Origin of the sequence: Rossellomorea sp. SC111, assembly GCF_024733565.1 — a bacterium.
Taxonomy (GTDB): Bacteria; Bacillota; Bacilli; order Bacillales; family Bacillaceae_B; genus Rossellomorea.
Genome location: NZ_JANIOC010000003.1, coordinates 232899 through 245673, shown reverse-complemented (window position 1 = coordinate 245673; position 12775 = coordinate 232899). Strand labels below are relative to the sequence as shown.

Here is a 12775-nt window from a genome sequence, read left to right as displayed (position 1 = left end):
TTTAATATAGGAGTTGTTTACGATAGAGTGTACTTTAATTGGTAATGATTGTAACTGTATGTCAATTAGAGAATATTCTCTTCTGTAGGATATCAAGAAAAAAAGGATGTTTCATTATCCGAGTATTTAATGTTCTGTCTTAATTCTCCTACTACAAAAAATAGGATGTTGGGTTTGATGTCCTGTAATGCAATTAGCAGATTAACATTAAAAAATTAAAAAGGTAATCCCACTACCTCCACTTGATGAACAGCAGGCTATTATCTTTCTATTAATAAATGTAAAAAAATTTATTAAAAGTTAAATTATGTTAGTAATGGACGATAAAATAAGAATGTTATACAAGCTATCCTTTTAAAAGCTATTAAAGGGGAACTTGAAGCAAATAATGCAAGTGAAGAAAGTGCAATGGAATACTAAAAGAAGTTTTAGATCACGTTCATCCACATACAAGGATCCCGTAAATTTCCAACACGAGTTAAATAGTAGCAATTTTTTAATGTAGTAAATTGCAAAATCATATAGAAATAAACTGAAGTAGTATTAAAGGAGTATCGAAGAGAGGTGGAACTTATTCAGTAATTGCAAAGGACAGAATCCTAGCTTTTAACATATTGATTTCGATAACCATACATGTTTCAAAAGGTGTACTTTTTACAACGTATTTTATGAAACGTTTAATAGGGATTTGAACAGTATCATATGGTATCCTATTTAACTTTGAAACATGCCATAATTATTGTCGACCTTTTGATACATTTTATAAAATAAGAGATTCAAAAGTAGTTGTGCATTAACTTAGTGCAAAAAACGGGTGGTAAAAGTGAGGATATAACAATGAGATATGCATATGCGAGAGTCTCAACAATTGCACAAGACTTAGAGGTTCAAATCCAATCGTTGCAAGCGGAAGGATGCAAGGTCATATATAAAGAGAAGTTCACAGGAACTAAAACTGATAGACCCGAGTTAAAAAAATTGCTTGAGGCATTACAAGAAGGCGACACATTGGTTATAACAAAGCTAGATAGATTTGTTAGGTCAGCAGTAGAAGGTATACAAACAGTTAAGATTCTATTTGTTAGAGATATAAAGGTTCACATTCTTAATATGGGACTAGTAGAAAACACCCCAACTGGAAGGCTAATTTTCAATATCTTAAGTTCACTTGCAGAGTTTGAGAGAGACATGATTGTAGAACGTACTCAAGAAGGTAAGGCATTAGCTAAGCAACGAGGTGATTTCAGAGAAGGAAGACCAAGGAAACACTCCAAGCAACAAGTTCTACATGCTTTAGGGTTGTTAAAGACTCATACATACAAAGAAGTTGAAGCAATGACTGGAATAAAGAAGCGAACACTGATTAACAGAAAGAATGAATTAGAAGCAAAGCAATTGTAAAGACTCCTGAACCAGGTGTGCATTTGATACAGGGGGAATATTTCCACATTTTCATTGGGGACGAAAGTAGGGATATACCCTATGTACCCTAATCCACACGACCCGAATAACCCGAAACAAAGAAGACTCCCTTCTATCTAAATCCAATTAAAGAAATGGAGAGTTTATGCCTACTCTCAAAGAAGAGTTAGCGGATATATTAGAAGTAACTGACACTGTAGCACACGCCTTTAACTTAAATTGTAATAAATAATCGGATTTATATGTTAAAATAAGGTAATGAATACGTGGGGTGGGCAAAATATGCATTACATTGATAGTGAAGGTAGATATTTTACAAAAAGATTATTAATAGAGGCAAACAATGCGGCTATTAGGGAAGATAGAAATCGACAATTGAAAGAGGAATATTTAGAAAAGTTACCCCATGATATGGTCTATCCAATCTCGCTCTCATTTGATGAACATAATAGAGGAGAGATTAGAGTTCAAATTGTCTTTGACGAAAAAGGTACGACGGGATTTTTAGATATGACAAAGAATCGATATAATCTCTTACCTAAAGCAATTTACCATAATGATGGCACTGTAGAACTTGAGACTGAAGAAATGATTAATGCTAGAAGATTATACCCTGAAGGAAGAGAGTATACAGAGACAGTTGGAAGGAAATTAATTAGAGATAGTAGCTTTAGAATTAAGGTACTTAAGGCGTATAATAATCAATGTGCAATGTGCGAATTAGATGATGTTTCAGTTTTAGTAGCTGCTCATATACATCCGGCACATTTATGTGAAGATGATACAGTGAACAATGGGATTTGCCTATGTAAGATACATGATAAATTTTATGAAGATGGAGATATATGTGTAAGGGCTAACGGTGAGATATTTCTTCAAAATGAAAACATAAAGATTGACTATGACAAGATTAGATTTCCTATTAATAAAGCTGATCATCCTTCTCCTAAAAGGTTGAATCAAAGATTAGAAATATCTTTGAGCCGTTTTAAGCGAAATTAATCAAGTTTAAGATGGTAGGATATTTTGGTTACAATGAAATACATTTTTATTACAACAACAGGATTAGATCTTAACTTGGTTAATAAGATACCGATACTGAGTAGGTTATTCCTTTAAAATAGCGAACAATGTGGTACTACCAACATTTTAAATTGAGCATTTAACCTGATATGGTTAGATGCTTTTATTGTGGAGTTGATGACGACAATTAATAATATATCGATTTTATTCAATTATTATTCATACCATTATATGTGAAAGTGATTACTTTTTACGGTATTGGTAATACAATTAATGGTAAAATATGTTTTAAAAGGGGTGTTTTATGGAATTTTTAGGGTTATCAAAAACTGATGAAGAAAAATTACAGTATGAGGTAATTTCAAACAGAGCAATGTTAAAAATAACTCGTTTAATTAGAGAGGCTATAAGGAAGTAGAAGCGATGACTGGTATTACAAAGAGGACACTAATTCGTCGGAAAAATGAAAGTATCTTAAACTAGTTAAGTTGGTGATTAAAAGAATATCATTTTCAAAATGATTGTTTTACTATACTTCAATGGTGATAAAATAGTAAAATAACCCTTCCATTGAAGAGTAACATTATAGGAGGGTCTTATGTATACCAAGTGATTTATCTACCAAAGAATTAAGAGGATGGAGTAATTTTAAGAAAGCCAAGGAAAAGTTAGTTCCACAAATAGAGTTAATACCACAAAATATGCTAATAAGTGCTTTGAATCAGAATATGCATATTATGAATCTATATGTTACTGCTTCAATTAATTCTTTTACAACAACGACTAAACCTGGTAAAAAGCAAGACATTGTTATTCTGGAAGATGTTATTGACCAAATAGAGGCTAAACAGTTTGTAAATGTCCTAAAAGTTGCTACAGGATACAACTCAACTGGATATGTCTATATCTCTAAAATTTCTTTGCAGGATTTTCAGGATTTTGAAGCTACACTAATAAAAATGCGTTCTGATTTTGATGATTACCAAGCATTTCAAGTTTATGATGAACTTCGTAAGGTATTTAAAGAGTTTTTAACTTACTTTTCATGGGCGTATGAGCCTTTATCCGAAAATGGGGATGAAGACCTTTATCTAGGTTTTGATGTTAATCCACTCTTCAGAACAAAATTAGCAGATGCACATATATACCGAAATAGATTAGAATATGCAACAGAGTTATATGATATTTTTGATGTCAATTATAAAAAGCTAAGTAGTTATTATGAAAAAAATGATATTTCAAGTAATTGAGGTAGTCTGCATACATATATGTATTTTGTGAAACACAAATGAAAACCACAGTTACATATGTCTAGAAAGGACATTGTTTTTGCAATAAGAAATATATTTAAGTATCATTAATTTTGGGAATAACACGCAATGAAAGGCAGTCAAACAAGCAAAACCATTGATATAACAACGCCTAATGACTATATGAACCGACCGTGGTGCAACGGATAGCACGTAAGATTCCGGTTCTTAAAATGGGGGTTCGATTCCCTCCGAGGGCGTAGTTGAAAGAGTGATATGAATGTGTTTCTACAAGTTTTTTAATTTGTGGAGGCATCTTTTTTTGTTCCTGAGAGTAAGGAAATATCACGAGTTATACTTGGTATACTAAAAGCACCTTTTCTTATAGTCATTGGAGGTTTCCATCATGCACGGGAAAACACCCTCACTACTTGCATGTGGTATCTCGAGGATAAAAGTTCTCCTCTTTAGATTTCTACCTTGTAAAAAACGATTATTTTAACATAGCTACAGAAGATATTCCCTAGAAGAAGTTATTTGTAATTTTATATATTGTATAATTATAGAATATACCTATTTTAAAGAAGTGCTGGATCAGTTTTGAGTTATATACATAGGAAAGTTACAAAACACGTAAAAAAAGATTTATGTGTTGAGATTTAATGGTTTTGAAAGAAGGTGCTTCGCCCTGCACCAGAATAGTTAGAGATGGGGAAAAGAAGAGAAACTCGTTGATATAGCAAAGAAGAATAATCTTAAACCGGGATGGTGGCTTAGTATGAAAGATTTTGTAGCTTTTGACTTTGAAACGGCTAATCGTGCAAGACACAGTATATGCTCAGTCGGAATGGTGTTTGTAGAAAATGGTGAAATGGTTGAGTCCATTTACCAATTAATCGATCCGGAAGAGGGATTTGATAGATTTAATATCAGAATCCATGGAATTACACCACAAGATGTTGAAGGCGCGATGACGTTCGATGCTTTCTATCATTCTATCAAGGACAAGATAGAGAATAAGTTGATGATTGCTCATAATCTTTCCTTCGATGGATACGCTTTGAGGGATAATTTAGCTCGTTATGAGATGAAGCCCGTATACAATCAATTTCTCTGCACCTATCAAATGTCCAGAAAAATGGTAAAGGGTCTTCCCGCTTATCAGCTATCCTCTATATGTGCATATTTTGGGATCGAATTAGATAATCACCATCATGCTGCAGATGATGCGAAAGCATGCGCTCAATTAATGCTAAAGCTAGCAGAAGAGTACAATATTACAGACTTTGATTCTCTCTACAATAAGACTCGAATTAAACCGGGAGAAATATCCGAAGGCATCTATCGCTCTTCATTAGTAAGTAAATCTGCTAAATAACTCAACATTCCGAGAATCTCTATCTTTTAGTGGATTCAATAAAGGCTTCCTCCCAGGATGCCTTTATTATCATCAACTTTTCATTCTAATGAATTTAAAAAAAGAATGGTGCGGTGATGGATGGGGACACAAAAATGCTATGTTGATTGAAGCGGAAGGTGCTCGACTCCGACGGGAATAGCGGGAAAGTTGAGACCCCACAGGGCAAAGCCCGAGGAGGCTCAACTCACGCCCCGCGGAAAGCGAGCACCTGCAGCGGAAATCAACTACCACTCTCTCCTTAAAGTTTTGAAGTAAAGAAGTAAATCATACATATAATACAAACCCACCAACTACCAACGAATTCCCATTAACGACAAAACAGAAGGACATTCTAGCTGTCTGCAAGCTAAGAATGTCCAACAATCCCCTTCTTCCATTAAAGGGCCATTTAATGAAATATGGGCATTGCCTTAAGTTTGAAAATTTGAAATAATTGTAAAGGATAATTGTTCAATATTATTACTGGAGGATTAAAATCATGGTTGAAGAATTAAATGCTGACAAAGTTTTCATTTCTTATGCTTGGTCGAGTCCAGAGCATGAAGAGTGGGTCTTAGAATTAGCGGAACGATTAGAAAGTAATGGCGTAGAAGTGGTTATAGATAAATGGGATAGTATCGAGGGACAAAACTTAAATGCCTTCATGCAGAGAAGTGTAAATGACCCTTCTATAACCAAAGTATTAGTGGTGTGTGATGAACTCTATACGAATAAAGCGAATGGCTTTGAGGGAGGAGTAGGAACTGAGACAGTTATAATCTCTAACGAAGTTTATAAAGATATTGAGCAAACGAAATTCGTTCCGATAATTGCTGAGCGAGGAAAAGATGGCGAAGCATACATACCTACATACCTTAAAGGTACAAAATACATCGATATGTCTTCAGAACAAAGTTACGAGGATGGATATGAAAAATTAATAAGAAATTTGTATGGTAAGCCAGAACATGTTAGACCCAAAAGAGGTTCAGCCCCATCTTTTTTGCTTCGAGATGAAAAAAAAACAAATCTTGATAGTAGGAGAGCACTAAATAGGTTTCGTTACAATGTAGAAAAAAAACCGAAAAACATAGAAATTTATTTCAATGAATTCCTTGAGACCTTTATAGAAGATTTTGCATCTTATACTATATCAACTTCAGATCGTGATGAGTTCATAAATCTACTTTTCAATAGGTTACATGAAACTTTAGAATTACGAAATATTTATAATGAGTTTTTGGAGTTTTATATTAAAGAAGCAGAAGAAGTTAGTGAACATTTATTAATTGAATTTTTCGAGACTCTCAATCCAGTTATATATACTAAAATTAATGGTTATCCAATTTTTGAAGGTCAATTTGATCATTTGAAATTGGTTATGACTGAGCTAATGATTTATACAGTTAGTATCCTATATAAATATAAGCAATATAATGCCATAAAAGGTTTAGTCAAAAATCATTACCTGGTAAAAGGTGATAACGATAGAGAAATAGATGGTCCAATTGGAGTATTTAATAATTATCCAAGGGTTCTGAGTGAAATGCCAATTCCTTCATCAGGGCAAAAGTTTATTTCCAATGCGGGACAACTAATTATTGAAAGAGCAAATTATAAAAGCATATCATCTAATGACTTAGTTCAGGCGGACTTCCTTTTATATTTCCTAAGTTACTCTTTTGATAAATTAGAAGATTACTTCGGATGGCATGCTCCTACTGCCCCTTACTTTTCTACTCAAAGAATTGAATTTATGTCCAAATTAAAATCAAAAAGGTTTTTTGAAAATATTAAACTGATGTTTGAAGTATCTAATGTTAGTGAGATGAAAAATTTAGTAGGAGGATTTAAAGATTATTTGAAGCAGCACGCTAGATCAAATGGACGTTCTATGTTTGCTCATAATGGCATAATAAATCCAGAAGAAGTGGCGAAGTTTTAAATCTTTTGAGCTTTTCTGTAAATGTGAAGGCTCATTTTATCATGCAAATTTTGAAGATACTTTTATTCAACTATTGGGCAGGTTAATTGAATATGGCTAAAATTTATCTTTGGTAAATCAAACATAAAAGTGGGTTAGAAATGAGGTGAAGATTTGAAGATAGCTGTAAATTACTCAATTGAGGCTGAGCAATTAGTAAAAGACACTATAATTGATGTTGATATGTTTAAATGTCCAGATTTTAGTAAGGAACTTATCCAACAAGCCGAGAGGACAAAGCCTTGTTATATTCATTTTGGTTTAAATGCTGGTAGCGGACAGTTGAATGGGGTCGATTGGAGACTTATTAAGGAATTAAAAAATTGGACTCAAACCCCATATGTAAATGTCCACGCTGTGGCTTTTTCTAAACAGTACCCAGATTATGATGTACTAACTGATAAGCCAAAGCACATTAATTTAATGGTGGACGCAGTTTTACGTGATATTGAAATCGCAGGTAAAGAAGTAGGTATTGAAAACGTGATAGTGGAAAACGTAATCTGCCGAGGGCGGGGTGAAAATATGATGAGTTCAATAATTAATCCCGAAGTTCTCTCGGAAATTGTTAATAAGGCTGGGTGTGGTTTTTTACTTGATACAGCTCATGCACAAATGACTTCTAAATGCCTTGGATTAAATGTAAAAGAATACATATCAAAACTCCCAGTTTATAATTTAAAAGAACTTCATATTACTGGCATCCAAGAAGATGAACATGGACGACTGCGGGACAGTATGCCAATGACAAAAGCTGATTGGGAATTGGCATCTTGGTCCTTGGAAAAAATAAAAACCGGAGAATGGCAAAAACCGTGGGTAGTAGCTCTAGAGTATGGAGGAGTTGGACCAGCGTTTGAGTGGCGTACAGATAAAGAGGTGTTATCTAAACAAGTACCTGAGTTTTATGAAATGGTAAAGCTTAATCAAAAAAATTAGATTGAAAGAGAAATCTATAAATATTGTTCATTAGATAGGACAAGTTGTAGAGAAATCCTGATATTGAGTTATTCGGCTTTAGCTGAAGATTGATCGGATATCTGATCTTCAGCGTTTTTTCTTTATTCGGTTAAAGGGCAGGTTAGTTGAACAAGAGTGAAAGGTAACATCATTTTATTAAGGGGTGAGATTTATGGGCTTTTGGTATTTCTTAATATTGTTTGTAGGAATATTTTTAGTTGTTAAAGGGTTACGTGGGAATAAAAAAATTAGCTTGATAATTGTAGGGCTTTTATGTACTGCGTTCTCAATATTTATGTTTTCTCCAGGGAGTGCTGAAATCATTTCGGAATTGTTTAATTTGGATTAGAGTGAACACCTACTGTGGATTTTCACTAACGGGGCGTTTGCTGAACAAGCAGCCGCCTTTTATTCAAGTAAAGGGCAGTTTAACGTAAGAATGAAAAAGCTGATCAACCAAAGTAATGCTGGAAATTAGAGGGGGATTTCGAAAAGAGATATGTATAAGGAAGTACTATTAAAAGACAGATGTTCTTCTGATCATTGTGTAACAGAAGAACATTTGTCTTTTTGTTTAAGGTGTTCGTTTGAGGATATCATCGCTAGACAGATAGCTAATCCTGAGCAGAGGAAGAGGAAGAGTTTTCCTTCAGTGATAAATTGATAGGCTATAAGTGGCCCTAAAGCTGCCCCAAAGTCTACAGCTATTGAATAGTAATTAATTAATGAAGTTCTCCCCTCAATTTGGTAAGCTTCGTCAGATACTAATGTATCGGTTAAGGTTGTAATAATTGTTGAACAAATTAGTATGGCGATAATGATGAGACCCCATATCATAAATGGGAGTTGGCTATCCATAAAAGGATATAAACTTCCGATAATTAGTAAGGCGCTCAAAAGTATAGAATGCCTGCCCCATTTCCCGTCTGAAATCCTTCCTATAAATGGAGCCAAGAAGGGCTCCCATGCCCATCTCATTCCGAGAAGAAGCCCTGAGACGACTCCTGAAGTTAATAGTATACCGTTAAAAGTCAAAGTCCCACCGTAATGCTTAGATAAGTAAAAGCTAACAGTTGAAAGAAACACCCCTTGTAGGAGGAAAGATACGATGAAACCTCTGAAAAGCGATAGCTGGATACCCCTTTTTTTTAGAAGAGAGATCTTAACTATCCCCGATTCTTGTCTAGGTGGTAAAGACTTATAAGAGAGAAAAAATATGAAAGGTATAGCTAAAGAGCATATACATGCAAATACCAGGCAAGTTAACTTAAGGCCAATTTGGTAGCATAAAAATCCCCCTATGGTCATTCCTGCTAAACTTCCTAATCGATAAGTTCCATTATACATCCCCATTAAATGCCCTTTATTGGAATTGGTAGACAATTGCACCACCATTAAATGCCCTGTAAGGCGTAATAATGCCCATGCAAATCCCCATACACAACGAAGTATTAACCAAAATAGGAGTCCATTTAGGGAGAAAAAACCAATGTTTACTATTATGGTTAAACAGATGGCTAGTAACAAGGAAAGTCGAAGATTTAAGGTTCTAGTTATAAAAGCAGCAAACGGATTAAGTGGTATACGAATTAAGCGATTAACCGACAATAGGAGGCCAACTTCTATTAGTGAAGATAATCCAGCTTCTTTCCAATAAAGGGGCAAAGCAATATACAGCATAGAATCTGTTAGCAAGCAAATACCTGTAATGAGAGCAGTTATTATTATGTTCGATTTACTAGATGTTTTTTCCATCAATTTCCTCCCTCTCTTTCATAATTATTGTAAAAGAGATAAAATGATAAGAAAAATATATATATTTTATTAATTCATAAATTTTATTTATAGGAGGAATGTTGATGAATCTACACGCTTTACGCCAATTTATCAATGTAGTACAGATGGGAAGTGTTACAAGCGCAGCAAAGCAGTTACATATTAGTCAACCTGCAATTACAATGCAAATTAGGAATTTGGAAAAAGAACTTGGTGTCACACTTTTTAGAGCAAAAGGTCGGGGAATCGAGCTTACAGAGGCAGGGGAATTTATTTATCAACAAGCCATTAAGTTGTTTACTGCAGAAGAGGAAGTAGAAAAGAAAATTAAACAATATACGAACGGGGTAACAGGTAAGGTAAGAATTTTTGCTACGAATTTTCCTGCAAGTTACTTATTTCCTAAATGGATTGCTAACTTTAAAAAGCGTTTTCCATCAACTGATATTACGTTGAATTCTGGTAATACCGAAAGTGCATTAGAAAAATTGGTCATGTATGAAGCAGATATTGCAGTAATTGCAAGTCCTTTTTCGATTCCAGAAGAACTGAAAGCCATTGATCTGCTAGAAGACAAACTCTTTTTTATTGTACCTCGAGGTCACCCTCTAGGTTCAAAGGTTGTAGAATTTAAAGATCTTATGAATGAGTGTTTTATTCTAAGAGGAGAAGGAAGTTCTACTAAAGCTTTAATAGATTCTTTATGTCATGTCAGGCAAATCCACTTGCAGAATGCGCCAATTCAAGTAGAGAAAATTGAAGAAGCGATTCAGATAGTTTCATTTGGGTATGGTATTACTTTAGCGCCAAAATTAGCAATTTTGCCTTATTTAAAAGCAGAGCTTATTGATATTGTTTACATAGAAGACCTACAACTTTCTAGAAAAATAAGATTGTGTATGCGTCGGGATGTTGATCTAGCTCCGGCAGTTAGAAATTTAATAAATCTAATCTTACATACAACAAAATCCAATTCTGATTTAGTTGTAGGCGGTGCCCTTAATAAAGCCGAGGTGGCAGCTATTATCGCTCAACATATAGCCGATTAAAGGTCCAGTGTTTGTCAATAACAATACAGCAAGTCTTATTCAATAAATGGGATCTAGAACAGGATGAGCCCCCTTTGAAGTTTTTCTTGAGTAAAACACTATATTTTGAAATAATTGGTATTAAGTTAAAGGGCAGGATTGTTGAAGACTTGACTTCGAGATAAATGTACCTATTAAGGGCTTTTTTTAAATTATATAACGATTGAACTATGTGGTATTATTAGGTTAGAAAATAATGGAAGGTGTGAGGTTGATGGAATTTAGTCAAAAAGAGATTAAGAGGGCGATTAGAGATTTCGAAAAGACAATTCACTCTCTTCAGTATGCTGGACATAAAGTGTACTCTACACGTGTAAAGGAACTTATAGGTTTAATCAAACAGAATAAAGTAATAAATTCGATCGTAGGTCCATATTTGTTTATGGATATTGACTTTGAAAGCATCGAAAATTCGTCAGGTGGTTGGTTTGAACTGCAATTACCAGAAGAAAAAGATTTGCAGATTGCTTACGTCTTACAAGTTATGAAACGTGCCTCAGAAGGTGAATTTACTATAGAAACCTATGCTTTAAATATATTTGTCGCAAAAAAGCTTAATGAAAATATTAGACTATGGAATGAACAGATTCTTTTTCCATGTTTAGATAACTTGATGGATAAGTTAAATGATTTGATAGAAGATGAAGTCGAAGGCAAAGATCATATAGAGTCTGGATCTTTACAGGTTATAAATTATGGAAGTATATCTGCTGATCACGGAAACATCGCTCTGGGAGAAAATATTACACAAACTTTGAAGGTAGGAGAGTTATCCGACGAACTTGTAAAGAAAGCTATAGAACAGGGTGTCATTGATCAATCTCAAGTAAATGAAGTAAAGGAAACAACTAATGAGATTCAAGATGAATTGGAGAAAACAAATCCTTCAGAAAATAATCTTCAAAGTCTTGCTTCAAGTATTTATGATATAGGATCAAAAGGTTTATTAAGGTTATCAACTAACGTCATAAATAATCCAAAGTGGGGAGAGGCTGTAACGAGCTTTTTATTAGGATTAGTATAAGAGGGGAAAGTTTAGAGATGAAAAAGTTAAAATGCATTTATAGTATTCTAATGAAGTTGGACCAAAGAGAGAAAATTGTACAAAGTGATTTTGACATAGATAAAGAAGAATGGGGAGATATAGCAGAACTTATTCTTGACGAAGGACTTGCTAAAGGGATCTCAGTTACAAGAGGTGGTCAAGGTAATAAAGTACAATCAGTATGGTACGATAATGCCAAAATAACATTAGATGGACTGAGGTTCTTAGAAGACAATGATGCCTATTCTTTAAAATGACTGAACAGCCAAAGCTGAAGATTGTATTGATAATCTTCAGCTTTGGCTTTATTCAAGAAACGGGGGCTTTAATGGAATGAAGCCATAAAAAAGACCAAGAGCAATCTAAAATGCTCTTGGCCTTTTCATATACTATTTCATCAAGTCACAGGTAAGTTGTTTGAGTCACACTTAAGTTGTTTATGTCATAACCGAGTTGTTTATGTCACACTTAAGTTGTCTCAGAACAAGAGGAGATTACTCTCTAATTCTAGAAGTTTATCAATCTATGCGTGAAATAGTAATTAACGCAACCAACTAAAAAATAAAAGAACGCCAGGGAACCTTATTATAAAAGGATTCTTGGATTCGACTTACTCCACAGGCTTTACGACATAGATTCGCTGCACATTTTGCACAAAAAGGGATGCCGCTTGGATGTATTCAAGTTCTTTTAGGACATACTAGTCCCCATCAGACTCAACTATATGCTAGGTTCTATAGTATTGCTTGGAATCCGTTGTACGATGAGTGGAGGTAAGAAATAAAACTAAAAATTCAATTAAATATTCTACTAAAACAGATATATAAA

At 34.1% G+C, this 12775-nt stretch carries 11 protein-coding genes and 1 pseudogene; 11 read left to right on the top strand and 1 reads right to left on the bottom strand.

What is annotated here, in order from left to right:
* Positions 1-837 precede the first annotated feature (837 nt).
* The 7 genes and pseudogenes from NQ095_RS05200 to NQ095_RS05175 all read left to right on the top strand — a co-directional run bounded on the left by NQ095_RS05200 (position 838) and on the right by NQ095_RS05175 (position 8017).
* A complete protein-coding gene (locus tag NQ095_RS05200; RefSeq protein WP_258262498.1) occupies positions 838-1401 on the top strand; it encodes a recombinase family protein in 564 nt (187 codons plus the stop codon).
* A gap of 303 nt (positions 1402-1704) precedes the next feature.
* Positions 1705-2424 (top strand): HNH endonuclease, encoded by a 720-nt coding sequence (locus NQ095_RS05195; RefSeq protein WP_258262409.1) that lies wholly within the window; start codon positions 1705-1707, stop codon positions 2422-2424.
* 426 nt (positions 2425-2850) lie between these two features.
* Positions 2851-2928 (top strand): annotated as a pseudogene (locus tag NQ095_RS22540) (recombinase family protein); the annotation flags it as partial.
* A gap of 254 nt (positions 2929-3182) precedes the next feature.
* The gene (locus tag NQ095_RS05190) at positions 3183-3695 is read left to right on the top strand and encodes a hypothetical protein (protein WP_258262408.1); all 513 of its coding nucleotides are present in this window, start codon (positions 3183-3185) and stop codon (positions 3693-3695) included.
* 778 nt (positions 3696-4473) lie between these two features.
* Entirely contained in the window at positions 4474-5073 is a 600-nt protein-coding gene (locus NQ095_RS05185; RefSeq protein ID WP_258262407.1) for a 3'-5' exonuclease, read from the top strand.
* 520 nt (positions 5074-5593) lie between these two features.
* Positions 5594-7039, top strand: coding sequence for a toll/interleukin-1 receptor domain-containing protein (locus NQ095_RS05180; protein ID WP_098439447.1), 1446 nt, complete (start codon positions 5594-5596; stop codon positions 7037-7039).
* A 153-nt stretch (positions 7040-7192) separates the two neighbouring features.
* Positions 7193-8017 (top strand): multinuclear nonheme iron-dependent oxidase, encoded by an 825-nt coding sequence (locus NQ095_RS05175; protein WP_098439448.1) that lies wholly within the window; start codon positions 7193-7195, stop codon positions 8015-8017.
* Positions 8018-8578: 561 nt separating this feature from the next.
* Here NQ095_RS05175 and NQ095_RS05170 read toward each other — a convergent pair.
* The gene (locus NQ095_RS05170; protein ID WP_258262406.1) at positions 8579-9793 is read right to left on the bottom strand and encodes an MFS transporter; all 1215 of its coding nucleotides are present in this window, start codon (positions 9791-9793) and stop codon (positions 8579-8581) included.
* A 104-nt stretch (positions 9794-9897) separates the two neighbouring features.
* On the opposite strand from NQ095_RS05170, the gene NQ095_RS05165 reads away from it, so the two are divergent.
* From NQ095_RS05165 to NQ095_RS05150, 4 genes are all read left to right on the top strand, one after another.
* A complete protein-coding gene (locus NQ095_RS05165) occupies positions 9898-10863 on the top strand; it encodes a LysR family transcriptional regulator (RefSeq protein ID WP_258262405.1) in 966 nt (321 codons plus the stop codon).
* 253 nt (positions 10864-11116) lie between these two features.
* Positions 11117-11926 carry a hypothetical protein gene (locus tag NQ095_RS05160; protein ID WP_258262404.1) on the top strand — a complete coding sequence of 270 codons (810 nt, stop codon included), beginning with the start codon at positions 11117-11119 and terminating at the stop codon, positions 11924-11926.
* 17 nt (positions 11927-11943) lie between these two features.
* Positions 11944-12204 carry a YjcQ family protein gene (locus NQ095_RS05155; RefSeq protein ID WP_258262403.1) on the top strand — a complete coding sequence of 87 codons (261 nt, stop codon included), beginning with the start codon at positions 11944-11946 and terminating at the stop codon, positions 12202-12204.
* A gap of 346 nt (positions 12205-12550) precedes the next feature.
* Positions 12551-12724: a site-specific integrase gene (locus NQ095_RS05150; protein WP_258262497.1), complete on the top strand. Its 174-nt coding sequence runs from the start codon at positions 12551-12553 to the stop codon at positions 12722-12724.
* Positions 12725-12775 lie beyond the last annotated feature (51 nt).